We start from the raw sequence: 26236 nt of genomic DNA on the forward strand, positions 1-26236 counted from the left end.
GTTTTTGTCCATTATAACAGGAAACGCGTCATTCTGCGCCTTTTAAGCGCTTTAAAAAAATCCCGTTTTTAAACGGGATTCAGAAAGCCTGCTGTATAAACTTATTGCGAAAAAACGGAATTCTCATCATCAAATGGATAAAATAGTGGCGGATCTGGTTTTGACCAAGAATGAAATTGATGACACGATAACGGTTTTGAAAAAACACAAGGGCGGCAATGACGCCTACTGCAATGAATGTAACTTTTCTCATATGATCCCTCCTATAACCGTATCGTGTCTCATTTTTTAATAATTATTCAGCAGACCCGCTGCAGGTGTAAACGGCGTCTTCGGTAAAAATTTGCTCAACCGGAATGTCGTGCGGCTCCTTTGGGACATGATCGATCACTTGGCACTCGAAAGCCAGCGATGCGGTATCTTTTGTGAAACCGGCCAGGTATCTGTCATAATAGCCGCCTCCATAGCCGATTCTGTATCCTGTCCGGTCATAGCAAATTCCCGGCACAAGGATGAAATCGATGTCTTCAGGCTCCATCCGCCCGGTTTTGTGCACGATCGGTTCCTGCAGGCCAAAATACACAACTTCAAGATCGCTTTCATCCTGAAAGCTGCGAAAGTGCATCTCTTTTGTATCAGGCATACATTTCGGAATGCACACCGTTTTTCCTTCAAGCCGTGCCTGTTCGATAATCGGTTTTGTCGGAACTTCGCGATTTCTGGAAATCGTAAGGGCAATGCCAGACGCTTTTTTCCACTGTTTGGATTGAAAAAGCTTCCGGTGAATCGCTTCCGCCTTTAGAAGAAACTCCTGTTCCGGCATGTTTGCAAGCCTCTTTCTGACCTCATTTCGTAAAGAACGCTTCACATCTCTTTCCCCCTTAAAAACAGAAAAACAGCAGGAAAATCCCTGCTGCTTACTTTGTTTCGCGGTGTAATGTTGATTTTTTGTCACGTGGGCAATACTTTTTGAATTCAACGCGATCTGGATTGTTACGCTTGTTCTTTGTAGAAATATAGTTACGCTCGCCGCATTCAGTGCAAGCTAAAGTAATATTAACGCGCATTTATTTTTCCCTCCAAACTATATATCATTTCTGTTCAGACTTATCTATAATACCACTTATGATGCCGGAATGCCAGGCGTTTTTTTTAGTTTGTCACGGTTTGTTAAAAAGACGTGTGATACACATGTTGCAAAAACACATTTTTGATATATCCAGGATCATGCAAATCTAATATATAAGCCTCTGCCGTTTGTCCGACCTTGTGCAGCTGCTCCTTATCGCGGACAATTTCTGCAAGCGCATATGCAGCTTTATCAGGATGATTAAAATCAACCTGAAAACCGGTCACCCGATCGATGACGAAATCGTTCCATCCCCCGTTGTTTCCGACGGCGACGGCAGCGCCGGCTGCCATGCTTTCTTGAGCAGCAATGCCGAACGGCTCATAACAACTTGGAAAAACAGCCATTTCACAAAATGCCAGCCAGCTCTCTCTTTCTTCTTCACAAAGGAAAGGAAGAATTGTCACACTTTCCTTAATGCCCAATTCTCTTGCCTTGGTCTCGATCCCGCTTTGAAGCGGTCCTTCCCCGGCAATGACAAGTTCAAGATCAGGCTGCCGTTTGCGAAGCTGCTGAAAGGCGTGCAGCCATTCGATAAACCCTTTTTCCGGAACAAACCTTCCGCAGGAAAAAAAGTACGGTACGCTTTTCATTCGTTTTTTCACCGTGCGGCTTTTTATGCACGGATGGGGAATGACGCGGACTTGCTCGAAAGGAAGCGAAAACGCCTTTTGCATGTCTGTCTTCATCATGCTGCTCAGCACGAGAATTTGATCGCTTTTTTCAGCCAGAAGCCGTTCGAGGCTTGCTCTGTATGGGTGGACATTCTCGCCTGCTGCCGTTTTCCGGCCGCTTTCAAGGCCGTGTACCGTGGAAATCAGCGGAAGAGCCAGCACCTCGCTGAGATAAACGGCGGCAGGCGCGGTGATATCATCATTTGCATGGATAAAATTAAATTGTCCTTTATACGCCAGCACGGTTTTGATCATCTGAAAATTCATGGCGGCCACCGCCTCTTCAAAAGAAGCGAACGCTTTTAAATCAAGCGGAATCTCAAGCGTTTTCCATCCATTGCTGTTTTGCCCGGCAGCCGTCGTGCAGACGGTAAAGCTGACTTCGTTCCGCAATAGTTCAAGGTGACTTTTCACATAGCGCCCCGCTCCGCTTTTCAATAAAAGAGGATTTTCCAACGACAGCAGCAATACATTGATCAACGGAAACGCTCCTTTCCTTCTATTAAAGAATAACTCGTGTACGCGGAAAATTGAGTCGTCCAATCCTGCTGATTGTCGTGATACAGAAAACAGCTGCTGTTTGAATGGATTCCGTTTTCCCCAAGGTAGAAGCAGCCGGAGGTGAGAACGGCCAGCGACATGTTGAGCGAATTGTATATCCGGTATTCCGCTTTGTAGAACGCATTGCCTGCAGCGGGAAAAACCGAGGCTTCTCCTTTAAATGCATCGGTATGGATCGTCCGTACGCTGCGCTCTCCGTTTTTTACGCAAAAGAGAAGAATTTGCTTTTCGACGTCTTTTATACTTTCAAACAGAACCGCTTCAGCCGCTGAAAGCACAGCATCTGAGATTTCCCAGCTCAGCCGAACGGTTTCATGATCCGGCGAAGATATTTTTAAAATATCGTTACAAAACAAAGATTCGCTTCGAATACTATGTTGAAAAGGTTTTTTCGAGATGATCATCCTTTTCACCGTGCGCCCTCCCGTTAAGCCCTGTTATGTATTTATCCTATTGGAAATGGCCCCGCAGGCGCAACGAAAATAAAATTCTTCGACAAAATTTTTATTTTTTGCATTAACTCCTTTTGAAGCAAGCGTTTTTATGGTATAAAAAAGAAGGAGAAAATTAGAATTGAAGGTGATGAACGTGGAAATTGCTATCATTGCGCTACTCGTTGTCAGCATTGCGCTGATTGCATTCTCATATTTTCAAAGAGAACCGATCAAGGAAGTTGAACAGGAGTTGGAAACCCTTCAGCTGTCCGCCATGCAGGAAATCTATAAATTGAAAAAGAAGATGACCGTGCTTGAGGAAGAGCTCCTCGATTCAAATGTGGTCGTCCGCAGACCAAATGCCGGCATCAGCCAGCATATTGCGAAGCAGATTCTTTCAAAATACCAAAACGGCATGTCTGTAGACGCCATCGCTAAAGCTGAGCACGTATCTGTCGAAGATGTGAAAGCGATCATTAAAGACAATGAGAGGGTGCTTGTATGACCAGACAAAGTGTACAAGCATTTGCCGGAGGAATGATTTTGGCTACCGCTGTTCTTGCAGGCGCATTTTATTTGACGGGTAACGGAAAAGCTGAAGCTTCTAAAGACGCTCAAAACATCAGCGAAACCGATGTCAAAACCTATTTAAAGGACAACCAGCAGGTTTCGCTGAAACGCGAAGAATACCAGCAGCTGCTCCATTATAAAGAGACCGCTCTGAAGCAGGATGCTTCGTCTCAAAACAAAAAAGAGAAAGAAGCAGAAAAAAAAGATTCCAAGTATAAGCTTGAAATCAAAAGCGGCATGAGCACGGCTGAGATAGCAGACCTCCTTGCAAAAGGAAAAGTCATTTCATCTGCCGATGACTTCAAAGATTATGTGAAAAAGACCGGAAACGAATCTAAAATCCGCGCAGGTAAGTACGAACTGAAGCGCGGTGACAGCTTGAAAAACATCGTCAAAACACTGTCCAAATAAAAAAGCAAGCTGGAACGGGACTGACCCCCGTTTTGAGACAGGATTTAAAAACACCTTTAAACAACCAATTCCCGATAGTTTACCGGTGATTGGTTGTTTAGTTTTGTTTTAATACGAATATTGTTAAAATAATGAATGTATTTCTTTAACAGTGTGTTCTACGATGGCAGTCGTAGTTCGATCAATGCTGTTAAGATCAAACGTTTCAGACTTTAGTGAGGAATGAAACGGATCCGATGGAGGCATTATATTAATAGCTTTCTGATACTCATAAGATGTATACACTTAACCTTGATCGCACAGTAAGCAAGGACCCATATGTAATTTTTACAAGCTGAAGCAGTGCGGGTACAGTTCATAAAAAGGTTGTGGCTCCTGCACCATCTAAGTGTGAGATCATCCCACTTGCAGCTGTACCCATGGAAACAGTGACAACATTCCCCTTTGTCAGCTGTTTAATGCTTTGATTAGAGGTTCAAAGAATCCTGTGTCTTGTAGAATGCAAAAATTAAAGTGACGAAGATAAACATGGTCGCCACTGGCAGTACTTTGATAATCCCTTCTTTAAATATCATTGATGCCAAATCCAGAAATAAGCACCCCTACCAAAGGCACCATGGTCGGACTTGCTTTCCCCAAACCAGTAAACGTTAACATAAGCCCTCCCCCTACAGAAACCGTTTACATACCTATACAATAAAAAAAGATGGAGAACCCATTCGTAGTACGAAGTTGAACTTGTCAAAAAGCAATTCAAATTATTAATTTAAACGATATAAAAAAACATCCATTAAGGACGTTTTTTGATTGAGAATTAAGCAATCAATTTAACCAAAAGAAAGTAACTGTAATTAAAAGTATTAAATATATGGCCGAAAAAATTCTATAAATACCTTTTTTGGTTTGGAAAGGTGGGGATATAAAAGTTACTAAAATGGTCGGGCCAAACAAAGCAATCAAAAAGTACCTATAATCAAAAAAGACAGTACAGATTGATAGTAGTATTGAAAAATAAAATACTATTATAAATGAAGTATTAACTTTACTTTTCGTTTCTTTTTGTTCTTCTCCTGTATGATCATCCAGTAATTTATCTATCTGCTTTTTATTAAAAAACATAAGAGCCTCCTAATGTTAATTTGTTAAGTAAATAAGGCGTTATTAATGCTTCTGTAACAGCAGCAAGTAATGTCAATAAAAAAAGTATAATAACAAAGTACAAAAAATCTTGTAAAAACTGTTTTTTTGAAAAATAAATACCCCTTATCTTCATATACACGTAATCTAACAATTTGAAACCAAGTGCTCCCGACAAAATCATTGCCGGAATCTCAAAAATACCGTGAGGAACCAAAGCAGTTAATATAAATAAGACATCGTTTCCATGGTCAGTGATACTATGTAAAGAAGATAGACCGACTAAGAAGCCATTCAATAGTAATAAGATAGATGTCAAAATTCCAAATGTAAACATTGAAAAAATGAGAAATAAATTTGCTGCAAAATTATGTGTAAAGTAACCTGATACTGTGATATTTTGAACATTATCTTGACTAAGGCTAGGTAGAATATTGTTAAAAATCACACCAAGAACTAAACCCACTATGTAAAAGGAGCTTGCTATATAGAGTATACGCTTATTTCTTTTTATTAATTCCTTCATTTTAGTATCGTATCCATATCCCTTATAATCAAATCTTCAAAATCCTTTATGTCTGTCAGGTGATTATATTCTTTAACTAAAGTACCATTAATCAGTATACCAACCTTATCGCATAGTTGTTGCGCTATGTTTACAAGGTGTGTAGACATGATGACAGTATTTCCCTGTTCAGCATAACGTTTGAGAAAACTTTTCATCATCTTTGTAGTGGGGGGATCAAATGCCCCTAATGGTTCATCTAATATTAATATTTCTGGTTCATGAACTATGGCTCCTGCAACAGATAACTTATGTTTCATACCAAAAGAAAATGTAGATATCATGTCGTTTTCATTATCTTTCAATTTAAATTGACTTAACAAAAGATCTATTCTATCATTTTTAATCTCATAAGGGACTTCTTGTAAATCAGCAACAAACTCAAGGTACTCTCTAGGTGTTAAATAATGATAGATAAAAGGTGCGTCTGGAACGTATCCTATATATTTAAGGTAAGAGGATCTTTCAGATTCCAAGGTTTCTCCTTTGACAGTGATTTTACCTTCGTAAGGTTTCACTATACCAAGGATACATTTTAAAAGAGTTGATTTACCAGCTCCATTTGGTCCAAGTAAGCCGTAAACTTTGCCTTTCTCTATCTTTAAATTAATAGATTCAAGGATCAGTTTATCTTTATATTTGAAAGACACATTTTCAATGTTCATGTTTTCATCTCCCAATTTTTCGTTCCTATTCTTTTAATCCAAAAATAATAAAAGACTCCAATACCTATAACAAATAAAATGGTACCTGTCACAATGATTAAAAAGAATACTCCCCTATTAATAATATTAAAAGTAACGAGAACGCCTGTGATACCATACAACTGAAGGTAAAATGCCAGTAACACTCCGAGAATAGTATGTTCAAAAAATGATGCTTTAACAGATGAACCAATGTCTTCAAAGTTCTCCCAATCTAAACGAGGATAGAGAAATGTTCCAATAATTTGTCCAGCCCCTATGATAAGACTGATGGAGTTAATCATGATGAACAATATAAGCTGCGTCATAATATCTAAGTTGAATAACAATAAGATGAATAAAAATAACGTATTCATTAAAATAAGAATCACAGATAAGTGCAATAAAGATTTTCCTGCGATCAATTTAAAAATAGAAGCACCCGAGCTCTTATAAACGTAAAGGTTCTCACGCTCTGCATCTGCTGAAGTTACGCCAAGTAATCCCTCTCCTAATAAAGATGTATTATAAGTCACAGCAAATAAAATTGGGTAGATAACAAAAATGTCTGAGAAATCAAACCACTTTTGATTTAAACTAAGACCTATCAATACACCTAGTTCTACTGCAATCATATTAATGGAAAGTACCAGTCGTTTTTTTATTGTAAAATTAGCTCTTAATAATGCAGTAAGGTCTTTCTTTAGAATAGCAATATTTTGCCGTGGTAAGGTCTTTTGTAAGAAACTTAAAAAAGGCAACTTGATTGGTTTTAATTTTGGCAAAAGATTATTAGGTACTGCTTCTTTTATAATCAATACTTTCAAAATTAAATGAAAGGTAATAAAGGCGAAAAGGCAACCTAAAGCAATATAACCTATAGAACATAAAAAAAATAAATGTATATCGCTTGTTGAAAGTAAAAACCAATTTGTAGGCAGCCAATTGGTGGTTAATATCGTATCTAATTTGAATAGATATATGAAATTGCCAATAGCTTCGAGGAGATCATTTTGATAAAAATAATTAAGTCCGATCCAACCAAGAAAAGTAGTTGAAATGGCAGATATACAGGCAATTCCTATAAGGGATAACAAGCTTTTTAATCGTGAATTTAAAATGTTATGTAGAAATTTAGAATAAACGATGTATGTAAGCGATGAATAAAGACTTGTCAGTCCAACAATAAATATTAGCAGTGATGGAAATGATAACAAAAGATATATACGGTCATGTGTAGAAAAATTTATAAAAAAGAGTATAGGGAATAACACTACTGTTAATTTAAACAGGATGTTTAGAAAAATTGTTGTAAAGAACCTTGATAATAAAATTTTTTTGGGATCCGTTTTTAAAGTATGAAGAAGAAGAAAATCTTCAGGATATACATATCGATGTATGATATCAGTCGATGATTTTAATATATTCAAAACAAAAAAGAGAATGATAAAGTTAGTACCTAGAGTTAGAATATGCTCGGGAACTCCAGTTAAAAGAGTCTGTGAGGCTTTATATAGAATAAATATATACACCAAGAAAAAGGGCGCAAAGACAAATAGAATTTTATTTGATTTAAGTAAATTTTCGCTTGATGGGAAAAAATAAATCAAGCGATTTAAAGTTCGTCTATAGGTTAGTTTAAAGTTTGCAATGAGAACCCTTTTGTTGAGCATGTGTATATTCCTCCTAGAACGAAAATAAGGAGGAGTATAATTATACTCCTCAATCTCTTCCTTTTGAGCATCTTACCATTCAGCAGCATATTTCTTGCCGTATTTTTTAGCTAGCTTTTTCGCTGTAGCTACCATTGCAGCTGTAATTAGACCAGTTCCGCCCAAAACAACAGCCAATAGGCTGAGAATTGTTAATACATCGCCTGTTGTCATAATAACACCGATTGCTACATAGGCTGTTTTTTTACTAATTCCTAGGTTTGTTGCAAGGTCTAAAGCGAACTGATGACCTGAACTAAAGTCAATAGAAGCTAAACCTGCAATACCTTCTGAAGAGCCCATAAGGAAAGTAGCAATGGCAAAGAGAGAAACTACACCTGTAATACTTGCAATTTTAAAAAGATTGCTATTTTTCATCTTGAAATCTCACCTCCTTTCAGTTTATAAAAATAAACTTGTTGAAAAAAGAGAAAGAATACCTAAAGACATTGTAATGCTAATGATTATGATGGTTTTTTTATAAGAAATTTGATGTATTACTTTTAAGGCAATACACCCTAGAATAGTAGACCACCAAAAGAAAGGGTCGATAATAATATTCAAGATAATATCTAGCGGCTGTTGAGAATTTGGGTAAATAACTGAAAAGGCGAAATCACTACCTAAAAAGAAAGAAAAAATAATGAGTATTGTAAATTTGATGCCTATAGGTATGATTGAATAAATAAAACTAGGGAAAAATTCTTTGGCTGTAGCGATCCCGCCAATTAATATCCCAATAATATGTATAATAAAAAAGCTTACAAGAACCATCGAGGTAAATTGAATAATACCTAATACTAATGTAATGATCATAATGAGTGTATTCATATCAGTTGTATAATCAATTCCATTGTCTTGAAATGAATTATTAATCAAGGTAGAGAGTGTTGGGAAGATAGCTAAATAAAAGCCTAAGAACAGAAACAATACAGCTAGGAAGACAAACCAAGAATGACGATAATTCTTATCGCTAGAATACTTGATAGAAAGAAAGTCCTTTGGAGAAAATATGAAATGATGTACGAGAGTAATAAAGTTTTGTTTATTATCCATAAATGCTCCTTATATAAACAAAAGTATTTTTTGTTAATTCTATTAAAAACATATCACCTTTTACAATGTTTGGTCAATATGGGATTTTATTTATTAAGGTAAATTTAAGGTTGAATTGTTTCGTGAAAATCGAAAAGAATGCCTCTGGGACTACCCCCTTTTTTAAAACTTCATTTTGTTGTTTCAGCTAACGACTTTCTGCCTGCATTCAGAAGAATACTCGGGATCCTTTCGATAAGTATATTGTTTTCCAACAGAAGACGTGGAGGTGTTTTTTCTATGGGGACAAGAGTGAATTATCCGGTTGAAGTCAAACGGAAGGCTTTAGAAATGAGATTGGTAGGCGTACCTAAGAAAGAGATCATGCAGAAATCGAATATCAAGAAAAAGGCGCGGGTTCAGGCATGGGGCAGGTGGTATAAGGCTGCGGATAAACACTGATTCGAACAGTTGAAGGTGTTTTTTATTTGTCTCATCTTATGGGACCGGTCCCCTTCGTACCAGCCTGCTTTTTTATTGCCTCCGCTCCGGTGCAAAAAAGGCTGCCGCTTTAAAGCGGCAGCCTCTTTCTCATCCGAACCGGCCTGTAATATAATCTTTTGTCCGATAGTCGTCAGGACTTGAAAACATTTTGACCGTATCGTTGCACTCAATCAGCTCGCCCATGAGGAAAAATGCCGTTTGATCGGAAATTCTCGATGCCTGCTGCATATTGTGCGTGACGATTGCAATCGTGTATTTCTCTTTCAGCTTGAGCATCAGCTCTTCAATTTTCAAAGTCGAAACTGGATCAAGAGCTGATGTCGGTTCATCCATCAAGAGAACGTCCGGATTGGTGGCCAGCGCCCTTGCGATGCAGAGGCGCTGCTGCTGCCCCCCGGAAAGTCCGAGCGCCTGGGAATGAAGGCGGTCTTTCACTTCATCCCACAGCGCCACATCCACAAGCGCTTTTTCCACCCTCTCATTCAATTCCTTTTTGTTTTTCAGTCCATGGATCCTTGGTCCGTATGCGACATTATCAAAAATCGACTGGGGAAACGGATTTCCTTTTTGAAACACCATACCGACTTTCTTCCGCAGCTCAACAAGATCGACTTTGCTGTTGAGTACGTTCGTTCCGTTGTAGCTGATCTCTCCGGTCATTTTGACATTCGGAACCATATTGATCATGAGATTCAGCGTTTTAATGAAGGTCGACTTTCCGCAGCCTGACGGACCGATGATGGCGGTAATTTCGTACTCGGGTATTGTCAAGTTAATGTTCTTTAATGCGTGATGTTCGCCGTACCATAAATTCAAATCATTGATCTGGTACACATCTTTTGGCTTTACGGCTGTTACAGCGCTCATACCGGCCCCTCCTTATCCAAACCTGCCGTTGATGTAATCCTCTGTCTTTTTTTCTGAAGGATTCATAAAGATCTTTTCCGTACGATCGTATTCGATCAAATCTCCGTTAAGGAAAAATGCCGTTTGATCGGAAATTCTTGAAGCTTGCTGCATGTTATGCGTGACAATGATGATCGAGTATTCCTCTTTTAAACCGACGATTAATTCCTCTATTTTCGCATTTGAAATCGGATCGAGCGCTGAAGCAGGCTCATCCAAAAGCAGGACTTCAGGCTTCATCGCGAGCGTCCGGGCGATGCAGAGGCGCTGCTGCTGCCCGCCTGATAGCGAAAAAGCCGACTCATGCAGCCTGTCTTTCACTTCATCCCACAGCGCGGCTTTCCTCAAGCTTTCTTCCACGATCTCATCAAGCACAGATTTACGCCGTTCACCCGCATACTTTAAAGCATGGGTAATGTTGCTGTAAATCGATTTTGGAAAGGGATTCGGCTTCTGAAATACCATTCCGATTTCCCTTCTCAGATTGACGACATTGATATTGGAATCAAGGATGTTAAGTCCTTCATATCGTATTTCTCCGGATGTTCTGGCTGATGGAATCAGATCGTTCATCCGGTTGATGCTTCTTAAAAAAGTTGATTTTCCGCAGCCTGACGGGCCGATCAAAGCCGTAACGGCATGTTTGTCAACATGCATGGAAATGTCGTTGACGGCCCGCTTTTCTCCATAGTAAATATTTAAATTTTTCACTTCTAAAATATGTTCTTTCGCTTCAGGAAACGGAGCGATTCCGATAGTGTCGCGCACGGTTTCCAAAACCGGCATCTGAACCTGAACCATATGATTTCATCCTTCCTTCTTATTTGTTTGCCGTTAACTTTTTATGAATAAAAGAGCCGAGCCATCGGGCTGCCAAATTAAAGATCAAGACGGACAGTACAAGAACGGCGGATGCCCCGTTTGCGATCGCTTCAGCATCAGGGATGATCCCCTGGGTGTTTACATTCCAAATGTGAACGGCCAGCGTTTCAGCCGGTCTGAAAATATTGAGCGGCGAGGTCTCAGAAAACGGATTCCAATCGGCGAAATTCAGTCTCGGCGTGGTTAGTCCGGCTGTAAACAGCAAAGCGGCAGCTTCGCCAAATACGCGGCCCGACGCAAGAATCGCCCCTGTGATGATGGACGGCACCGCACCAGGGATCAAGACCGTTTTAATCGTATGCCACTTGGACACACCTAAAGCAAGGGAAGCTTCTTTTTGTTCCTTAGGTACAGAGCGGATCGCATCCTCTGTCACCCTGACCATGACGGGAAGGTTGAAAATCGTCAAAGCAAGCGCTCCGCCGATAATGCTGTACCCCCATCCGGTCAAATTAACAAACATCAGCATGCCGAACATCCCCATGACGATCGAAGGAAGGGATGACAAAACTTCAATACAGACACGGATAAAATCGGTCAATTTGTTGGCGGGCGCATATTCAGCCATATAAATTCCTCCGCCGACTCCAAGGGGAACTGTGATCAGCATCGTCAGTGCGAGAATATAAAACGAGTTGAACAGCTGATCGCGGATTCCGCCGCCGCTTGAAAGCGCACTGGAACGCGAAGTTAAAAAGCTGAGGCTGATATGTGAAACACCATTGATGATGATATAAGTGAACAAACCGACAAGAATGGCGGCGATTACCGCAGCAATCAATCCAAAAACACCGGTTGCTAAACGATCTGTTACTTTGCTGTTCATTACAGTTTCCTCCTGGATGACAGATAGCGGATGAGCAGGATGAACAAGAACGACATGATCAGAAGGACAAGGCCCATTGACCAGAGCGTATTGTTTTCCACGCTTCCGTATGTTGTATGGCCCATATTCAACGTTATAATCGTTGTTAATGTCCCCGCAGGGTCTAAAAGGCTCTCAAACAGGTTTCGGGAATTTCCGATGACCATCTGCACGGCCAGCGCTTCGCCGAACGCCCTCGCCATTCCTAAGACGACGGCTGTCAGAAGCGAAGGCAGCGCTGCCGGTATCAGCACTTTTCGGATCGTCTGCCAGCGGGTTGCGCCCAATGCGTATGATCCTTCGCGCAGATTTTTCGGCAGCGACATGAGCGCATCCGTTGAAATAGAAGTGACCGTCGGCAAAATCATGACAGCCAGGACGATCGTTCCCGCCAGAAGGCTGTGGCCCGATCCGCTTGACTTAAACTGTGAAATGAACGGCACTAACACTGTAAGGCCTATGAATCCATAAACGACGGAAGGAATACCAACAAGCAATTCGACAACCGGCTGCAGTACTTTTCTGCCCCATGATGGCGCGATTTCCGTCATGAAAATCGCACCTCCTATTCCAAGCGGTGCAGCAATCAAAGATGCAAGAAGGGTCACTGCAAAAGATCCGAGTATAAACGGAAGGGCTCCGTATTCAGGGTTTTCGTTCGTTGGATTCCAATCTAGACTGGTTAAGAACTCAATTGGACTTACACCATTGGCCAGAAAAGATTGCAACCCCTTATTTCCGAGAAAAATTGTGATCGAAATCGCCGCCGCCATCATGATAAACGCGCACGACGCAACCAAAATCCTCCCGCGGATTTCATCCATTTTGCGATTATGCTTGGAGCTGATCAGCCGCTCTTTTGCGGACAGTTTCTCTATTTTTTGAACCATTTTTTTACACTCCTATAAGAACAAGTCATAAGAGGGAAAGTGTCAGGAGCACACTTTCCCGCCTTCTATTGTCAATTATTTATCAGTTTGCTTTCCATTCGCATCGCGCTTGACTTCCATGTCTGTTACTGGAATGTAGCCCTGCTCCGTCACGATGGATTTTTGAATGTCATCGTTCATCAAATAGTCGAGGAATTCTTTCGCCAAGCCTTCAGGCTCGCCTTTCGTATAAGAATGCTGGTATGCCCAGATCGGGAATTTGCCTTTTTGTACATTTTCGGCTGTCGGCTTAACGCCGTCGATTGAAAGCGGAGTGACAGTGTCATCCTTGATATAAGAAAACGCAAGATATCCGATTGCTCCAGGCGTTTCAGCGATTAACTTTTTCACTGTGTTTGAAGAATCTTCCGTGATTCCTTCAGCCGGAGTTTCTCCGTCAAGTGCATATTTAACAAAAGTCGCGCGGGTTCCTGAAGAATCAGGACGGTTGACAAGCGTAATCTTTTGATCTTTCCCGCCTAGTTCCTTCCAGTTCTTGATTTTACCTGTGAATACCTTTTTGAGATCCTCTAACGAAATGTCATCGATGCCTACTTCAGGATTGACCGCAGCTGCCATTCCGACAACCGCAACTTGATGATCGGTAAGTTCTTTGGCAGGAATGCCTTCTTTTTCTTCGGCAAAGACATCGGAGTTGCCGATTTGGACTGTGCCTTCAGCCACTTGGGAAAGACCTGTGCCAGATCCTCCAGCCTGAACTTGAATATCGGCATCAGGATTTTCATCCATGAATTTTTCAGCCGCTGCTAAAACAAGAGGCTGCATCGCCGAAGAACCCGAAATCGTCAAAGAACCTGAAGCCTTATTCTCTGCTTTATCGCTTTGTTTGCCTTCGTCTGCATTGTTGTTTGTACTGCTGCTTCCGCAAGCTGCTGCGAAGACAACTAAAACGGACATGATGAACATCAGTGTGATTTTTTTAAATGGTTTCACTTCTTAATCCTCCCGCGTAAATGTGTAATTTGTCCTACGGGTATAGCGTAACTTTTCAGTGTTAATCTTGTTTAAATGAATTATTAAGGTTTTGTAAAATAAGCTTGAACTTTGTATAGAATGCGGGTGAAAGGAACGGGCGCACAAAAAAACACCTGCATGGTTCAATGCAGGTGTTTTAATGAAAAAGTCCTATTCTGTAGCTTCTTTTTCGATTTTGTCTTTATTTTTTTCGGCGGTATTTTCTTTCGATTGTTTTGATTTCAGTTCAAAATACTTATCAAGCACTTTCCGGCCGAGTTCGTTTGTAATTGAATATCTTTGGCCATAGTCATTATAAACCCAAGGAACGACGACGGAAATTGCGACTTCAGGATTATCGTAAGGAGCGTAGGCAACAAGCGTTGTATTGTATGTCGGTGTTCCCGTTTTCGATTTGTCCGGTCCGTCATAGAAAGACTGGGCCGTTCCTGTTTTTCCTGCTGGTTTATATGAAGCAGAAGCAAACTGACCCGCTGCCGTACCTTTTGTCATTACGCGCCTGAATCCGTTTTGGACTTCTTTAATATATTGATCGCTCATGTCTAATTTGTTCAATACTTCAGGCTGCACGGACTGTGTAACGGCCCCGATTCCTTTTTTCGAATCAGGCTCCCTGATCTCTTTCACGAGCTGCGGCTTCATGCGGTATCCGCCATTGGCAATCGTTGATACATACTGAGCCAGCTGCAGCGGTGTGTATGTGTCATACTGTCCGATGGAATAGTCAAGCAAGAAACCAGGCAGTCTTTGAGATCCTTTGTAGCCTGTTGCTTCATTTGGCAGATCGATTCCGGTTTTGACGCCGAGGCCGAACTGGCTGAAATAATACCTGAATGTATCAAATGCTTTTGTTTGAAGATTGAGAGGCTGGTGCGCCTTATATTGACCTTTACCAAGGGCGATCGCTGTTTTAAACATGAACACGTTTGAAGATTGTTCAAGCGCTCCCTGGATACCCAGTGTTCCCAAGCCCACTCTCCATGACTTTTTCGGATTCGGCGAGTCACCGATCCAAAGCGGTTCATCAAGAAAAGTCGTATTTAAATTAATGGCTCCCGTCTGCAAACCTGTTAAAACAGTGGCCCCTTTGACAGCCGAGCCCATCGCGTAAGAAGACGTCATCGCGCCGAGGGCATAGTCGTCAACCTTTAATTTGCCGCTTTCGTTTTTAAGCTGCTTGCCGGCAATCGATAACACTTCCCCGTTTCGCGGGTCCATCATGACGACGAATGCGCGGTCGAGAAGCGGAGCGCTATGCTGGGCTTTGGCGGACTTCAGTTCATCCTCGATAATTTTTTCAATCTCTTTTTGCATATCAACATCGATCGTCAAGACTAAATCTTTTCCGCTTTTCCCCTCTGAAATGACTTCCGTATCGACGATGTCCCCTGATTTGTCGGTAATATTTTTCACTTTCTCTTTCTGTCCCTGAAGCACATTTTCATATTCGGCTTCGAGGTAGCTTTTTCCGACCCGGTCATTCCGGTTGTAGCCGAGCGACAAATAATGATCAAGCAAACTTTTCGGAAGCCCTTCATTTGAATCGGATATGCTGCCGATCATCGTTCTGAGCAGACCGTTATAAGGATAATCCCGCTTCCAATCTGACGTCACATCGACCCCCGGAAGCTCGTCCAGGTGTTCGCTGACAACCGCCATTTCTTTTGCCGATACGTCTTTGTTTTTAATATACTGCGGAGTCAGCGCGTACCCTGAATCCATCTGGCGCTTGATTGCCAAGACTTTCAAATCTTGATCTGTCAGTTCTTTCAGTTTATCTTCCGTAATCCTGTCAAGCTGCAGCTGGTATAAATCGTCTTCTTTCAGCTTGCCGTCCTTAACTTTTTTCCGGTCCTGATCGGTGATGAGCTTCTCGGCTTTTTTCGGCCTCGTTAAAATCCAGTAGTCCTTTTTATCGCGCTCCGTTATTTTATCTGTATCGATTTCGATCATTTCTGCAAGTTTTTTTGCTATTTTGAGCCTGTCCTCTTGAGAGGTCGATGATGTCCTTGTGTATGTAATGGCATTCATCGGTTTATTTTTCACGATCGTGTTTAAGTTCCGATCATATATTTTCCCCCGCGGAACGCTTGTCGAGACATCGACTTCTTCCTGCTTCTGCACTTCGTTCGTATAGTCTTCGCCAAAGACGATCTGCACCATGCCGAGGCGCACGACGACGATGGTAAAAATAATAAAAGCGAGCAGGAACAATATGTTCAATCTAATGGGGAGCGATTTGCGTTTTTCAGTTTTCATTTTTTTGTTCATCATTAGCATCACCTTTTTGAAATAAAGAAAAGACACCTTATGAAAAGGTGCCAAATCTATTGTAAAGTTTTTTTCGGCATTTTTCTACTATTTTCCCTTGCGGCTTACCTTTTTCCTTCTAAATAATTGGGTTCAGCTGTTTGTTTATGCGCATCTTTTCCGACCGTTTCGCGGGCGGGCTCTGTCAGACGGATATCTTTGACGAAATAGTAGATCAGCGTGTGGCCTGCCCCCAGCAAAACGAGGGAAACCGGAATGCCCAGGTCTTCTTTCAGCAGCGACACGAGCAGCAAAAAGACCAAGATCGAGACAATCCGTCCGATGTTTAAAAAAACCTCTCTGACGACAATATATTCGATCCGCGCTTTCCGGGCATACCTTGCTTTACCGATCACATCATATGTGAGCGATGAATACGGTACGAGCAAAATCGGATAGCCGATCGCAATCGCTACAGCATACAGCAGCAGCGTCACATACGTCATATGAAACAAAATCAGAAAGAGAGCGCCGAACAGGATGAGACCGCCCATTAAAATCGCCTTTTTGCGCGCTCCTTTTTTAATAAGCCGCGTTGCGAAATAGTATGCAAAAAAAGAAACAGCTGAATTAATCAAGCCGAACTTCCCCAATGCCAACTCGCTCTTTGTCGTAATAAAGACAAAGACATTGATTAAAAAAACGAAAATCCCTTCTCTCAGCCCCTGAAAAAAATGAGCATTTGTAATGCTGCGCCAATTCGGGTCTGAATTTCGTTCCGCCCAGATTTTCTTCAAAATGTAGCGGCCGCGCGATTCACGCCTCTTTAAAAAAAAGCTCGTGATGACAGCCACTGAAAATAAAGCCAAGGACAGGCTGAAAATCACCGTGTACCCCGTGTTGTCAGCAAGCCGTGAAATAACATAGCCGGCGACAATCGGACCGATCATTCCCGCGCCGGAATTTAAAATGCCGAGAAACCCGTTAAAAAAATCTCTCGTGTCCGGCTCAGTGATTTCAAATGTCAGGACATTAAACGCAAGCCAATAAAATCCGTAGCCAATTCCGAGCACACTGCCGAGCAGCACAAGCCGTGATCCCGCATTCTCCCCCGCCAACAGCACGGTTAAATAAAATACAGCCAAAAACGAAACGCCAAACCTGAGTATAAACACCCTGTCGATTTTTTTAGCAAGGCGGCCTGCAAACATAAAGATGATAGGCTGCATCACGACGATCGACAAATTGTAAATGGCCAAATCGACAAACTGTCCGGACTGCTTCCACAGATATACATTCACAAACGTATTGGAAAGGGCAATGCTAAGAGAATAAAGGCCGCCGACTGCAAGCAGCAGCAGGAGGTCCCTGTTTACTTCAACATCGCCTATTATGTTTTTGATTCTGCTCATAACTGACTCCCCTTTACTGATCATCATTAGTCTGTCTCATCAAAAGTCAGTTATGTACTTCTGAGCAAAAGAAACGAAAAACAAACAGACCGGCTTTTTGCCGGTCCTTCAACAGCCGCTCCGCTTCGCGAACAACATAAAAAGGCCCGCTTTCCGCGGGCCTCTCAGCGTGTCGACAAACCCTCGCATTCGTTGTCAGGCCTGCGCGTCGGTACTCACGAATCCAACATTCGCTCCGCTCCGATGCTCGGCCTTCCTAGACTGCAAGGGTTTTCAATCACGCTGAAAAGGGATGATAAAATCCCAAAACAAAAAGTCGTTCTGGGATTTTATCAACAATCTGAAAGGCCCGCTTTTCGCGGGCCTCTTTTCTCAAACTGGATTATTTTGCTTCGCTGTAAAGGCGGGCAACTTCATCCCAGTTCACGACGTTCCAGAATGCTTTAATGTAATCTGGACGGCGGTTTTGGTAATTCAGGTAGTATGCGTGCTCCCATACGTCAAGACCTAAGATAGGGGTCTTGCCTTCTGAAAGAGGAGAATCTTGGTTTGGCGTGCTTGTGATTTCAAGCTCTCCGTTATTGACAACAAGCCATGCCCAGCCGGAGCCGAAACGGCCAGCTGCTGCAGCGGCAAAGTCTTCTTTGAATTGATCGAAGCTGCCGAATTTGCTGTTGATCGCTTCTGCCAATTCACCAGTCGGAGCGCCTCCTCCGTTTGGAGAAAGAAGTTTCCAGAACAATGAGTGGTTGGCATGTCCACCGCCATTGTTGCGGACAGCTGTGCGGATGTTTTCCGGTACAGCATCAAGGTTTGCAACAAGCTCTTCAACAGATTTGCTTTCAAGATCCTGTTTGCCTGCCACCGCTTCGTTCAATTTTGTAACATATGTGTTATGGTGCTTCGTATGGTGAATATTCATCGTCTCTTTGTCGATGTGAGGTTCTAACGCATCGTAAGCATAAGGTAATTCTGGAAGTTTGTAAGCCATATCAATTCCTCCTTAATTTGTATGTATTGAAATGCCGCCTTTAGCAAGCCTTTCCTCTTTCAATGTATCAAAAGAAAAGGCTTGTTTCAATGGAAATGCTCACAAAATGATCACAGTTGCATTTCAAGCGCTCACTAAACTTTATCCTTTTCCCCTTCTTTTTAAACATGGACGGGAAAATTTTAGAGCACGGTATATAAAAAGTAGCCGATCATTATCAGCTGAATCACACTTTTCGCAAAAACGCCTGAAATAAATCCGATCAATGAACCGATCCCGATTCTGGCTGCTGTTTTCAAATCCTTCTGATGGACAATCATCTCACCCGCCAAGGCCCCGACAAACGGCCCCAAAATAATGCCCGCCACAGGTATCACAAAAGGGCCGATCAAAAGGCCGATTGTGCTGCCCCATATCGCCGCCCTGCTGCCGCCGAAGCGCTTAATACCGAGGAGATTTGCAATATAGTCAGCAGCAAACAATACGGCTGTAAAAATGCCTTCAATGATCCAAAACAGGTAGGAGTAATGCCCGAATGTAAATAAAAAACCGTATAGCACAAAGCCGGCTACGATGAAAACGACGCTCGGAATGATGGGATAAACAAGGCCGATGAACGCAATGACGAACATCGCCGCAATGATGATCCAATATAAAACATCCATCCGAATCTCCTCCAATCGATTGTGATGCTTCATATTATACCCATTTTTCCAAAAGGAAACTTCCAGAGTCCCTGTTGATCGATAAGTTTTCTTGTATTCGTCCTTTTGTGACGATACAATAATGCAGATACATTATAGAAAATAGGAAGTGAAAAACGAATGAATTTATTTCAGCGATTTTTTAAAAGTACATATTCCCCTCACTCGATTGGCAAAATGCGTTTCCAAGGCATAGGGAAAACGATTTTATACGTATTTTTGCTCAGCATCATTGCCGCTCTCCCGAACCTTTACCATATCAGCAGCGGAGTGGTGAATACAATGAACAGCTTTCAGTCAGCTGTAAAAGAATTCCCCGCTTTCTCCATAAAAGACGGCTCACTGCAAACAGATGCAAAGAAAGCGATTGAATCACAGTCATTCGGATTTGTCATCGTTTTTGATCCGAGCGGCTCTTATAAAACAAAGCAGATCGAAGACAAACGGAATTCCGTCGGCATTCTGAAAGATAAGTTTGTCATCGCCATTGACGGCCAAGTTCAGGAAATGCCGTACACCATGCTTCCCGAAGACATGTCCAAGGACGATATCCTTTCTTTAGTTGATCAAAATAAATCGGTGATTGTTCCCGTCTTATGCGTTCTGCTGTTTTTGGCGACAGCAGCCGGAAAATTCATTGATGTCTCGGTTCTTGCCGTCATCGGGCTGATCATTCGCAATGGACAGAAGAAAATGCTCTCCTATAAGCACCTTTGGGTGATGTCTGCTTATTCGATCACGCTCGCGACCGTGTTTTTTGTAATTATGGACGCGCTGGAGGCGGTGGTTCCAAGTCAGTTCCTCCTGAACTGGTTTGTGAACTTTATCATCCTGTTTCTCGCCATTAAAGAGACTCCGTCTTCTAAAGCAGCAAGGTAAAACGGGCAGGAGCAAATTTATTGTCATGTTGAAAGAGGGACAAGCGTAACATAATAAAAAATGCACGAAATGGGGACAAATCAGATGAAACGTGTGATTGTGCTGTTTTCGATTTTGCTCGCCCTGTTCATTGTTTATTATGACTTGAAATCAGGCACCATCCCTCAAAACGCCTTGCCGGCTTCAACCATGGCAGCAGAAGCTCCGGCTGCAAGCCTGCAATATAAGACCGTTACCGTCAAACCCGGACAGACCGTATTTTCAATCATCGGGAACAGCGCCGTTCCGGCCGACAAAATAGCCGAAGATTTTGAAGCGCTGAATCCGAATGTGAAGGCGAGCCGCATTCAAGCAGGCATCACCTACAAGTTTCCCGTTTATCCTGAATAAGCGTTAATTTCTTGTCAGTTTCATGAACGGGCTGTTACAATAAGACTTGTAAACGATTTGGTATAAGAAAAGGAGCAACCGCCTCCGAATTATACTTAAGGAGCGAATTCAAGTGAGTGAAATCACACATCGTACAAAAACGCGTCCCGTTAAAGTGGGACCTTTAACAATAGGCGGCAATAACGAAGTCGTCATTCAAAGCATGACAACAACAAAAACACATGACGTTGAAGCAACCGTCGCCGAAATCAACAGACTCGCGGAAGCGGGATGTCAAATCGTCCGCGTCGCCTGTCCTGATGAACGTGCTGCAGACGCGATTCCTGAGATCAAAAAGCGGATATCCATCCCTCTTGTCGTGGATATTCATTTCAACTATAAATTGGCTTTAAAAGCGATCGAAGGCGGAGCCGATAAAATCCGCATCAATCCGGGAAACATCGGCCGCCGCGAAAAGGTTGAAGCGGTGGTCAATGCAGCGAAGGAAAAGGGCATTCCAATCCGGATCGGCGTCAATGCAGGCTCTCTGGAAAAACGAATCCTTGAGAAATACGGCTATCCGACAGCAGACGGCATGGTCGAAAGTGCACTGCACCACATTAAAATTCTTGAAGATCTCGATTTCCACGATATCATCGTCAGCATGAAGGCGTCTGATGTCAATCTGGCGATTGAAGCGTACGAAAAAGCGGCAAAAGCATTCGATTATCCGCTTCATTTAGGCATCACCGAATCGGGTACGCTGTTTGCCGGTACGGTGAAAAGCGCCGCCGGTCTCGGCGCGATCCTTTCAAAAGGAATCGGCAATACATTGCGGATTTCTTTAAGCGCGGACCCGGTCGAAGAAGTAAAAGTCGCCAGGGAGCTCCTGAAATCTTTCGGGCTCGCTTCCAATGCAGCGACATTGATTTCCTGCCCGACTTGCGGCCGGATCGAAATCGATTTGATCAGCATCGCCAATGAAGTCGAAGATTATATCGCTAAAATCAAGGCGCCGATCAAAGTTGCCGTTCTCGGCTGTGCCGTCAACGGTCCCGGAGAAGCGCGCGAAGCCGATATCGGGATTGCCGGCGCACGCGGCGAAGGCCTCCTGTTCCGCAAAGGCGAAATCGTCCGGAAAGTGCCTGAGGAAACGATGGTCGAGGAATTGAAAAAAGAAATCGACAAGCTCGCCGAAGAGCATTATGCCAAACAAGCGGCCGAAAAAGAAAAATTAAACACATAATCAAAAAGCTTGACGGATATCCGTCAAGCTTTTTCCGTTAGAAAAACGGGGTGATGAATATGCCAAGCACCAAGGAAACTGCACCGATACCCATTGCCCATGCTCCTAAGCCAGCTGCTCCTTGTCTTCTGGCTATATAACCGACAATGATCCCTGCAATTCCTAACAGCACTGGAAGCATAAACAAGGAAATAATCGAAAGCGCAAGCGCGATATACCCGGTTACGCGTCCGCCGGCAGCATCGGCATCGTTACGCGCGTCACCGTTGTCCCTGTTATCCGTACGATAAGTCGGGGCAACTTCTGCTGCTGTTTCTTCTAAAAAGTCATCATTATCTAAAGTCGCATCGACTAGGTCAGCATCATAACCGGCCCGGTTACGACCGCGAACATTTTGATCTCTTTCCATTCGATATCCCCCCTCTTTAATCCATAAAGGAGCATTTATAGTTTAAGCATTTTAGCCCGATTCATGTTTGCTAAACTTTACTGTAAATGTTAAAAGATTATGATACACTGGAGGAATGGATGATAAGGAGTGTGGACATGTTACATTTAGGAATCGATATTGATGGAACGATCACTGCCCAGGATACTTTTGTTCCCTATTTGAACGAGTCGTTCAGCCTCTCCATTACATTGGAAGATATTAAGGAATATGACTTAACAAAGCTGCTGAATATATCCCAGGAAGATTTTTGGAAATGGATGAACGAAAACGAGCCCCGCATCTATCAGGAAGCATTGCTGGCTCAATATGCCAAACAGACGCTGGATGAGCTGAAAAAGCAGCATAAGCTGATATACATTACGGCAAGAAGACACCATCTGGAGGATATCACCTTTGATTGGTTCGAGAAACGCGACATTCATTATGACCATATAGAACTTGTCGGCGGTCACGATAAACTGGAAGCCGTCTTCAGGCATAAGATCGATGTTTTCTTTGAGGACCACCACGGGAATGCAACCATGATTGCAAAAGAAGCAGGCATTCCGGTTCTGTTGTTTAATACGCCGTATAATCAGCTTCCGATCGATTCAAACATCGTCAGAGTCGACAGCTGGCTTGAAGCCGCCCAATGGCTGAAAAAGAACGAGAAAATGATTAAAGGCGCAAAAAGCATGTAAGATAAAGTCTCTTACATGCTTTTTGCGTTAAAAAGGCATATGGCTTTTTAACGCCATATGCCGCTTTTCTTTACTGCGCTTCTGCGCTTTTTTCTTCGCATCGCGGGCACGTTCCGTAAATTTCAAACTTGTGGCCGCTGATCTGGTAGCCGTCAAGATCGTCTGTCAGCTTTTCCATCGGGCATAGCTCGATTTCCTTCGTTTTGCCGCATATCATGCAAATAAAATGATGGTGGTGATGAGCAGAAGAACATTTAAAGCGAAACAGCTTTTCACCGGAAAGCTCAGTCGTTTCCAAAATGCCGAGTTCTTCAAACAGCGACAAATTCCTGTAGATCGTATCAAAGCTTAACCCTGGATAATCATCGTTTAAAGCGGAAAGGACATTTTTCGCCGTTAAATATTTATCAGAATCACTAAACAGCTGAAGCATATCCTCCCGTTTGCTTGTATATTTATATCCTTTTTCCTTCAGTAAATCAAGCGCTTCCTGTACGTTCACGGCGAATCCTCCTTTTGATTTTATTATAACTGATGCACAGTATCAGGATAAAGATCGACAGCATCACGATTGTTCCCCCCGGCGCAAGATCGAGATGATAAGCAAGCACCAGGCCGACGATGACGGAAAGTTCACCGAATAGAATCGATAAGAAGATCGCCTGCTTAAACCCCTTGGCAATGCGCATGCTCGCAGCGACAGGGAGCGTCATCAGCGCTGAAACGAGAAGCGTACCGACGATTCTCATAGAGGCGGCGATAACAAGCGCAACGATCAAAATAAATATAAAATGAATCCACTTTGCGGAAATCCCCGAAGCTTTAGCATGCTCTTCATCAAACGACAGAAGAAACAGCTCTTTAAAAAGGGAAAACACCACAATCAAAACGGCCGCGGAAATTCCGACGATCACCAGCATGTCTTCCCGCGAAACAGCGCTGACGCTGCCGAATAGATAGCTGAACAGATCCGTATTAAATCCGTCCGCAAGCGAAATAAAAATAACGGAAATCCCGATTCCCCCCGACATGATAATCGGGATCGCCAGCTCCTGATAATGTTTATAAACCGTTCTCAGCCTCTCGATAATCAAAGATCCGGCAACGGAAAACGCCATTCCGAAATAGATCGGGCTGACGCCGGCGAGCACTGCAAACTGTTTGCCTGCATACAGGCTCGCTGCTATGCCGGCTAAAGAGACGTGGCTGAGCGCATCTGCGATCAGCGACAGGCGCCTGACAACGATGAATACACCGAGCAAGGGCGCGATGAGGCCGATTAATATTCCTGAAATAAAAGCGTTTTGCAAAAACTCATAATGAAAAAAAGGTGTCAGCATTATTCGTGTCCTCCATGATGATGGTGATTGTGGCTGATGGCTTGAACATCATGCCCGTAAAATTGAGACAAGTCTTGATCTGTCATGGACTCAAACTCTTCTGTATTGCCGTGAAAATGAAGATGTTTATTCATGCAGGCAACGTGTGTGACTTTATCGGAAACCGTGCCGACATCATGGGTGACAAGAATGAGTGTAATGCCTTTTTCACGATTCAACTTCTCCAGCAGCTTGTAAAACCCTTCAACTGTTTTTTGATCGACTCCAACCGTCGGCTCGTCAAGAATGAGCAGCTTCGGTTCGCTCACAAGCGCTCTCGCGATGAAAGTTCTTTGCTGCTGTCCCCCCGAAAGCTCGCCGATGTTCCTGTCTTTCAGGGACGTGATGCCGACGGCTTCGATCGCTTCATCCACCTTTTGCTTATCGGCTTTGGACATGCGTCTGAATAAGCCGAGCTTCGCTGTTAAACCGCTTGCCACCACTTCATATACGGAAGCGGGAAAACCGGTGTTAAAGCTGTTTGCTTTTTGGGATACAAAGCCGATTTTGCTCCAGTCCTTAAATTTTCTGAGAGGGACGCCGAACAAATTAAGTTCGCCTGTCTGCGGCTTAATCAGCCCCAGAATGCATTTCAGCAATGTCGTCTTTCCCGATCCGTTTGGACCGACCAAGCCGAGAAAAGTCCCTTCTTCAATGTTTAAATTGATATCTTCTATCACATTTCGATGATCATAGGAATATGATACATGCTTCATTTCAATAATAGGTTGTTTCAATACGTTCACCTTCAACTTCTCCAGAATCATTACGATTTATCGCACAAAAAGAAAATGGCAGCCGAAAAGCAGCAAGCCATTTTCACGATTGACCAGTTCATCTTTAAATTATACATATAAACTAAAAAAAAGTAAATGAAAGCCTAATGGATGGCATTTTTGAACTTTCCTCCACGCGTTTCGTGCGTGTCCATAATCGTTATAAAAGCATTGTGATCAATATTGAAAACAATCGATTTCAGCTTTGTCACTTCAAGCCTGGTCACAACGGCATAAATCACCTCTGTATCCTCATCGGAATAGCCGCCTTTCCCTTTGAGCTTTGTCGTTCCCCTGCCGAGGCGATGCAGCAGCGCATCGGAAATCTCCTCGTATTGATCTGAAACGATGATGACCGCTTTCGTCTCATCAAGCCCTTGAATAACGGCGTCGATCGTCTTCATCGCAATATAGTACGTCATAACCGAAAACATAGCCTGCTCAAGGCCGAATACAAAGCTTGCCCACGTAAAAATAAAGACATTGACGAACATGACAAATTCGCCGACTGAAAATGGCAGCTTTTTCGTAAGCAAAATGCCGAGTATCTCAGTTCCATCCATAGAACCGCCGTTACGAATAACAAGCCCTACGCCGAATCCGAGCAGAAGACCGCCGAATACGGCTGCCAGAACGGGCTGAGTCGTAACCCCTTCTACATGATGCAACAAGGTTTCAATAATTGATAAGCTGATGATTCCGATCAGGGTTGAAATTAAGAACGTTTTTCCGATGTGCTTGTAGCCTGAAAACATAAACGGAATGTTAAGAACGACAACGAGCAGTGCGAAGTTGATATACGGAGTATCTATAAAAATGTAGTCCAATATTAGTGAAATGCCGATAATGCCCCCGTCAATGATGTTGTTCGGCACTAAAAATAATTCGATGCTGGCGGCTGCACAGGCAGCCCCGACGAGAATCATGACGATCCGAAACGCCACTTTGACCGCTGATTCTTTTTTATGCTGTTTTATGGTATTTGCCATTCTGTCTCTCCTTTTTCCAAACTGGCCAAACTGTCCCTTATCATCATATCATTTAACAGACTGAAATAAAAAAATGACACATTTTTAATTTTACGCCATACATTAGTTCAGAGGGGA

31 protein-coding genes and 2 pseudogenes are annotated in these 26236 nt (G+C 42.7%); 7 read left to right on the forward strand and 26 right to left on the reverse strand.

Translation table 11 applies throughout. From position 1 onward, the window contains the following. Positions 1–79 precede the first annotated feature (79 nt). The 5 genes from MKZ04_RS08660 to MKZ04_RS08680 all read right to left on the reverse strand — a co-directional run bounded on the left by MKZ04_RS08660 (position 80) and on the right by MKZ04_RS08680 (position 2768). Positions 80–253, reverse strand: a complete 174-nt coding sequence (locus MKZ04_RS08660; RefSeq protein ID WP_020452191.1) for a hypothetical protein — start codon at positions 251–253, stop codon at positions 80–82. A gap of 42 nt (positions 254–295) precedes the next feature. Continuing rightward, entirely contained in the window at positions 296–868 is a 573-nt protein-coding gene (locus tag MKZ04_RS08665) for a 5-formyltetrahydrofolate cyclo-ligase (protein ID WP_026579303.1), read from the reverse strand. 49 nt (positions 869–917) lie between these two features. Further along, entirely contained in the window at positions 918–1067 is a 150-nt protein-coding gene (gene rpmG / locus MKZ04_RS08670; RefSeq protein WP_003183500.1) for a 50S ribosomal protein L33, read from the reverse strand. Positions 1068–1170: 103 nt separating this feature from the next. Beyond that, the gene (locus MKZ04_RS08675) at positions 1171–2283 is read right to left on the reverse strand and encodes a glycosyltransferase family 4 protein (RefSeq protein ID WP_035399773.1); all 1113 of its coding nucleotides are present in this window, start codon (positions 2281–2283) and stop codon (positions 1171–1173) included. Continuing rightward, on the reverse strand, positions 2280–2768 hold the full coding sequence (locus MKZ04_RS08680) for a hypothetical protein (RefSeq protein WP_020452194.1): 489 nt from the start codon (positions 2766–2768) through the stop codon (positions 2280–2282). Before MKZ04_RS08680 ends, MKZ04_RS08675 begins: the two co-directional genes overlap by 4 nt. 184 nt (positions 2769–2952) lie before the next feature. Between MKZ04_RS08680 and MKZ04_RS08685 the strand changes: the two genes are divergently transcribed. Together MKZ04_RS08685 and MKZ04_RS08690 are read left to right on the forward strand one after the other, a co-directional pair. Beyond that, positions 2953–3303: a hypothetical protein gene (locus tag MKZ04_RS08685; protein WP_011198121.1), complete on the forward strand. Its 351-nt coding sequence runs from the start codon at positions 2953–2955 to the stop codon at positions 3301–3303. After that, on the forward strand, positions 3300–3779 hold the full coding sequence (locus MKZ04_RS08690; protein ID WP_020452195.1) for an endolytic transglycosylase MltG: 480 nt from the start codon (positions 3300–3302) through the stop codon (positions 3777–3779). Before MKZ04_RS08685 ends, MKZ04_RS08690 begins: the two co-directional genes overlap by 4 nt. A 56-nt stretch (positions 3780–3835) precedes the next feature. On the opposite strand, the pseudogene MKZ04_RS08695 reads toward MKZ04_RS08690, so the two are convergent. The 7 genes and pseudogenes from MKZ04_RS08695 to MKZ04_RS08725 form a co-directional block, all read right to left on the reverse strand. Next, positions 3836–4064 (reverse strand): annotated as a pseudogene (locus tag MKZ04_RS08695) (IS3 family transposase); the annotation flags it as partial. Positions 4065–4601: 537 nt separating this feature from the next. After that, the gene (locus MKZ04_RS08700; RefSeq protein WP_096748227.1) at positions 4602–4898 is read right to left on the reverse strand and encodes a methyltransferase; all 297 of its coding nucleotides are present in this window, start codon (positions 4896–4898) and stop codon (positions 4602–4604) included. Then, the gene (locus tag MKZ04_RS08705) at positions 4888–5442 is read right to left on the reverse strand and encodes a stage II sporulation protein M (protein WP_020452197.1); all 555 of its coding nucleotides are present in this window, start codon (positions 5440–5442) and stop codon (positions 4888–4890) included. Before MKZ04_RS08705 ends, MKZ04_RS08700 begins: the two co-directional genes overlap by 11 nt. Beyond that, positions 5439–6146 (reverse strand): ABC transporter ATP-binding protein, encoded by a 708-nt coding sequence (locus MKZ04_RS08710; RefSeq protein WP_020452198.1) that lies wholly within the window; start codon positions 6144–6146, stop codon positions 5439–5441. Before MKZ04_RS08710 ends, MKZ04_RS08705 begins: the two co-directional genes overlap by 4 nt. Beyond that, positions 6143–7837: a hypothetical protein gene (locus tag MKZ04_RS08715; RefSeq protein ID WP_020452199.1), complete on the reverse strand. Its 1695-nt coding sequence runs from the start codon at positions 7835–7837 to the stop codon at positions 6143–6145. The genes MKZ04_RS08710 and MKZ04_RS08715 overlap by 4 nt, the downstream gene beginning before the upstream one ends. 72 nt (positions 7838–7909) lie before the next feature. Beyond that, positions 7910–8254, reverse strand: a complete 345-nt coding sequence (locus MKZ04_RS08720) for an uberolysin/carnocyclin family circular bacteriocin (protein ID WP_020452200.1) — start codon at positions 8252–8254, stop codon at positions 7910–7912. A gap of 24 nt (positions 8255–8278) precedes the next feature. Beyond that, the gene (locus MKZ04_RS08725) at positions 8279–8932 is read right to left on the reverse strand and encodes a YIP1 family protein (RefSeq protein ID WP_149169675.1); all 654 of its coding nucleotides are present in this window, start codon (positions 8930–8932) and stop codon (positions 8279–8281) included. Between the two features lie 279 nt (positions 8933–9211). On the opposite strand from MKZ04_RS08725, the pseudogene MKZ04_RS08730 reads away from it, so the two are divergent. Further along, positions 9212–9370, forward strand: a pseudogene (locus MKZ04_RS08730) (IS3 family transposase); the annotation flags it as partial. Positions 9371–9502: 132 nt separating this feature from the next. Here the strand turns inward: MKZ04_RS08730 and pstB (MKZ04_RS08735) are convergent. The 9 genes from pstB (MKZ04_RS08735) to MKZ04_RS08775 all read right to left on the reverse strand — a co-directional run bounded on the left by pstB (MKZ04_RS08735) (position 9503) and on the right by MKZ04_RS08775 (position 19311). Next, positions 9503–10282 carry a phosphate ABC transporter ATP-binding protein PstB gene (pstB, locus tag MKZ04_RS08735; RefSeq protein ID WP_023855209.1) on the reverse strand — a complete coding sequence of 260 codons (780 nt, stop codon included), beginning with the start codon at positions 10280–10282 and terminating at the stop codon, positions 9503–9505. Between the two features lie 12 nt (positions 10283–10294). Beyond that, positions 10295–11107: a phosphate ABC transporter ATP-binding protein PstB gene (gene pstB, locus MKZ04_RS08740; protein WP_043054596.1), complete on the reverse strand. Its 813-nt coding sequence runs from the start codon at positions 11105–11107 to the stop codon at positions 10295–10297. A gap of 34 nt (positions 11108–11141) precedes the next feature. Then, the gene (gene pstA / locus MKZ04_RS08745; RefSeq protein ID WP_023855211.1) at positions 11142–12029 is read right to left on the reverse strand and encodes a phosphate ABC transporter permease PstA; all 888 of its coding nucleotides are present in this window, start codon (positions 12027–12029) and stop codon (positions 11142–11144) included. Beyond that, positions 12029–12958 (reverse strand): phosphate ABC transporter permease subunit PstC, encoded by a 930-nt coding sequence (gene pstC / locus MKZ04_RS08750; RefSeq protein ID WP_003183532.1) that lies wholly within the window; start codon positions 12956–12958, stop codon positions 12029–12031. The genes pstA and pstC overlap by 1 nt, the downstream gene beginning before the upstream one ends. A gap of 75 nt (positions 12959–13033) precedes the next feature. After that, positions 13034–13951: a phosphate ABC transporter substrate-binding protein gene (locus tag MKZ04_RS08755; protein WP_023855212.1), complete on the reverse strand. Its 918-nt coding sequence runs from the start codon at positions 13949–13951 to the stop codon at positions 13034–13036. Positions 13952–14143: 192 nt separating this feature from the next. Further along, a complete protein-coding gene (locus MKZ04_RS08760) occupies positions 14144–16267 on the reverse strand; it encodes a peptidoglycan D,D-transpeptidase FtsI family protein (RefSeq protein ID WP_149169676.1) in 2124 nt (707 codons plus the stop codon). Between the two features lie 101 nt (positions 16268–16368). Beyond that, positions 16369–17655, reverse strand: coding sequence for an MFS transporter (locus MKZ04_RS08765; RefSeq protein WP_023855214.1), 1287 nt, complete (start codon positions 17653–17655; stop codon positions 16369–16371). 382 nt (positions 17656–18037) lie between these two features. Further along, positions 18038–18646: a superoxide dismutase SodA gene (gene sodA, locus MKZ04_RS08770; protein ID WP_003183541.1), complete on the reverse strand. Its 609-nt coding sequence runs from the start codon at positions 18644–18646 to the stop codon at positions 18038–18040. 182 nt (positions 18647–18828) lie between these two features. Next, a complete protein-coding gene (locus tag MKZ04_RS08775) occupies positions 18829–19311 on the reverse strand; it encodes a DUF456 domain-containing protein (RefSeq protein WP_026579296.1) in 483 nt (160 codons plus the stop codon). Positions 19312–19470: 159 nt separating this feature from the next. On the opposite strand from MKZ04_RS08775, the gene MKZ04_RS08780 reads away from it, so the two are divergent. The 3 genes from MKZ04_RS08780 to ispG all read left to right on the forward strand — a co-directional run bounded on the left by MKZ04_RS08780 (position 19471) and on the right by ispG (position 21844). Beyond that, on the forward strand, positions 19471–20229 hold the full coding sequence (locus MKZ04_RS08780; RefSeq protein ID WP_149169677.1) for a DUF1189 domain-containing protein: 759 nt from the start codon (positions 19471–19473) through the stop codon (positions 20227–20229). Positions 20230–20313: 84 nt separating this feature from the next. Next, positions 20314–20619, forward strand: coding sequence for a LysM peptidoglycan-binding domain-containing protein (locus MKZ04_RS08785; RefSeq protein WP_026579294.1), 306 nt, complete (start codon positions 20314–20316; stop codon positions 20617–20619). A gap of 106 nt (positions 20620–20725) precedes the next feature. Continuing rightward, entirely contained in the window at positions 20726–21844 is a 1119-nt protein-coding gene (gene ispG / locus MKZ04_RS08790; protein WP_085959519.1) for a flavodoxin-dependent (E)-4-hydroxy-3-methylbut-2-enyl-diphosphate synthase, read from the forward strand. 37 nt (positions 21845–21881) lie between these two features. On the opposite strand, the gene MKZ04_RS08795 is transcribed toward ispG, so the two are convergent. Continuing rightward, positions 21882–22253 (reverse strand): hypothetical protein, encoded by a 372-nt coding sequence (locus tag MKZ04_RS08795; RefSeq protein ID WP_023855219.1) that lies wholly within the window; start codon positions 22251–22253, stop codon positions 21882–21884. Between the two features lie 137 nt (positions 22254–22390). On the opposite strand from MKZ04_RS08795, the gene MKZ04_RS08800 reads away from it, so the two are divergent. Further along, entirely contained in the window at positions 22391–22975 is a 585-nt protein-coding gene (locus MKZ04_RS08800) for a nucleotidase (protein ID WP_023855220.1), read from the forward strand. 70 nt (positions 22976–23045) lie between these two features. Here MKZ04_RS08800 and MKZ04_RS08805 read toward each other — a convergent pair whose 3' ends face one another. The 4 genes from MKZ04_RS08805 to MKZ04_RS08820 all read right to left on the reverse strand — a co-directional run bounded on the left by MKZ04_RS08805 (position 23046) and on the right by MKZ04_RS08820 (position 26119). Continuing rightward, on the reverse strand, positions 23046–23477 hold the full coding sequence (locus MKZ04_RS08805) for a Fur family transcriptional regulator (RefSeq protein WP_035338384.1): 432 nt from the start codon (positions 23475–23477) through the stop codon (positions 23046–23048). After that, positions 23455–24315 carry a metal ABC transporter permease gene (locus MKZ04_RS08810; protein ID WP_023855222.1) on the reverse strand — a complete coding sequence of 287 codons (861 nt, stop codon included), beginning with the start codon at positions 24313–24315 and terminating at the stop codon, positions 23455–23457. Before MKZ04_RS08810 ends, MKZ04_RS08805 begins: the two co-directional genes overlap by 23 nt. Further along, positions 24315–25091, reverse strand: coding sequence for a metal ABC transporter ATP-binding protein (locus tag MKZ04_RS08815; protein WP_023855223.1), 777 nt, complete (start codon positions 25089–25091; stop codon positions 24315–24317). The genes MKZ04_RS08810 and MKZ04_RS08815 overlap by 1 nt, the downstream gene beginning before the upstream one ends. Before the next feature lie 143 nt (positions 25092–25234). Further along, positions 25235–26119 carry a YitT family protein gene (locus MKZ04_RS08820; protein WP_023855225.1) on the reverse strand — a complete coding sequence of 295 codons (885 nt, stop codon included), beginning with the start codon at positions 26117–26119 and terminating at the stop codon, positions 25235–25237. Between the last annotated feature and the right edge of the window lie 117 nt (positions 26120–26236).

Origin of the sequence: Bacillus sp. FSL W7-1354, assembly GCF_038002405.1 — a bacterium.
GTDB classification, from domain to species: domain Bacteria; phylum Bacillota; class Bacilli; order Bacillales; family Bacillaceae; genus Bacillus; species Bacillus paralicheniformis.

Excerpts from the sequence above, each read along its gene's own strand:
- MKZ04_RS08660 (WP_020452191.1), bottom strand. The coding sequence starts at position 253 with ATGAGAAAAGTTACATTCATTGCAGTAGGCGTCATTGCCGCCCTTGTG.
- rpmG (WP_003183500.1), bottom strand. The coding sequence starts at position 1,067 with ATGCGCGTTAATATTACTTTAGCTTGCACTGAATGCGGCGAGCGTAAC.
- MKZ04_RS08680 (WP_020452194.1), bottom strand. The coding sequence starts at position 2,768 with ATGATCATCTCGAAAAAACCTTTTCAACATAGTATTCGAAGCGAATCT.
- MKZ04_RS08690 (WP_020452195.1), top strand. The coding sequence starts at position 3,300 with ATGACCAGACAAAGTGTACAAGCATTTGCCGGAGGAATGATTTTGGCT.
- MKZ04_RS08700 (WP_096748227.1), bottom strand. The coding sequence starts at position 4,898 with ATGTTTTTTAATAAAAAGCAGATAGATAAATTACTGGATGATCATACA.
- MKZ04_RS08705 (WP_020452197.1), bottom strand. The coding sequence starts at position 5,442 with ATGAAGGAATTAATAAAAAGAAATAAGCGTATACTCTATATAGCAAGC.
- MKZ04_RS08710 (WP_020452198.1), bottom strand. The coding sequence starts at position 6,146 with ATGAACATTGAAAATGTGTCTTTCAAATATAAAGATAAACTGATCCTT.
- MKZ04_RS08715 (WP_020452199.1), bottom strand. The coding sequence starts at position 7,837 with ATGCTCAACAAAAGGGTTCTCATTGCAAACTTTAAACTAACCTATAGA.
- MKZ04_RS08720 (WP_020452200.1), bottom strand. The coding sequence starts at position 8,254 with ATGAAAAATAGCAATCTTTTTAAAATTGCAAGTATTACAGGTGTAGTT.
- MKZ04_RS08725 (WP_149169675.1), bottom strand. The coding sequence starts at position 8,932 with ATGGATAATAAACAAAACTTTATTACTCTCGTACATCATTTCATATTT.
- pstB (WP_023855209.1), bottom strand. The coding sequence starts at position 10,282 with ATGAGCGCTGTAACAGCCGTAAAGCCAAAAGATGTGTACCAGATCAAT.
- pstB (WP_043054596.1), bottom strand. The coding sequence starts at position 11,107 with ATGCCGGTTTTGGAAACCGTGCGCGACACTATCGGAATCGCTCCGTTT.
- pstA (WP_023855211.1), bottom strand. The coding sequence starts at position 12,029 with ATGAACAGCAAAGTAACAGATCGTTTAGCAACCGGTGTTTTTGGATTG.
- pstC (WP_003183532.1), bottom strand. The coding sequence starts at position 12,958 with ATGGTTCAAAAAATAGAGAAACTGTCCGCAAAAGAGCGGCTGATCAGC.
- MKZ04_RS08760 (WP_149169676.1), bottom strand. The coding sequence starts at position 16,267 with ATGATGAACAAAAAAATGAAAACTGAAAAACGCAAATCGCTCCCCATT.
- MKZ04_RS08765 (WP_023855214.1), bottom strand. The coding sequence starts at position 17,655 with ATGAGCAGAATCAAAAACATAATAGGCGATGTTGAAGTAAACAGGGAC.
- sodA (WP_003183541.1), bottom strand. The coding sequence starts at position 18,646 with ATGGCTTACAAACTTCCAGAATTACCTTATGCTTACGATGCGTTAGAA.
- MKZ04_RS08775 (WP_026579296.1), bottom strand. The coding sequence starts at position 19,311 with ATGGATGTTTTATATTGGATCATCATTGCGGCGATGTTCGTCATTGCG.
- MKZ04_RS08780 (WP_149169677.1), top strand. The coding sequence starts at position 19,471 with ATGAATTTATTTCAGCGATTTTTTAAAAGTACATATTCCCCTCACTCG.
- MKZ04_RS08785 (WP_026579294.1), top strand. The coding sequence starts at position 20,314 with ATGAAACGTGTGATTGTGCTGTTTTCGATTTTGCTCGCCCTGTTCATT.
- MKZ04_RS08795 (WP_023855219.1), bottom strand. The coding sequence starts at position 22,253 with ATGGAAAGAGATCAAAATGTTCGCGGTCGTAACCGGGCCGGTTATGAT.
- MKZ04_RS08800 (WP_023855220.1), top strand. The coding sequence starts at position 22,391 with ATGTTACATTTAGGAATCGATATTGATGGAACGATCACTGCCCAGGAT.
- MKZ04_RS08810 (WP_023855222.1), bottom strand. The coding sequence starts at position 24,315 with ATGCTGACACCTTTTTTTCATTATGAGTTTTTGCAAAACGCTTTTATT.
- MKZ04_RS08820 (WP_023855225.1), bottom strand. The coding sequence starts at position 26,119 with ATGGCAAATACCATAAAACAGCATAAAAAAGAATCAGCGGTCAAAGTG.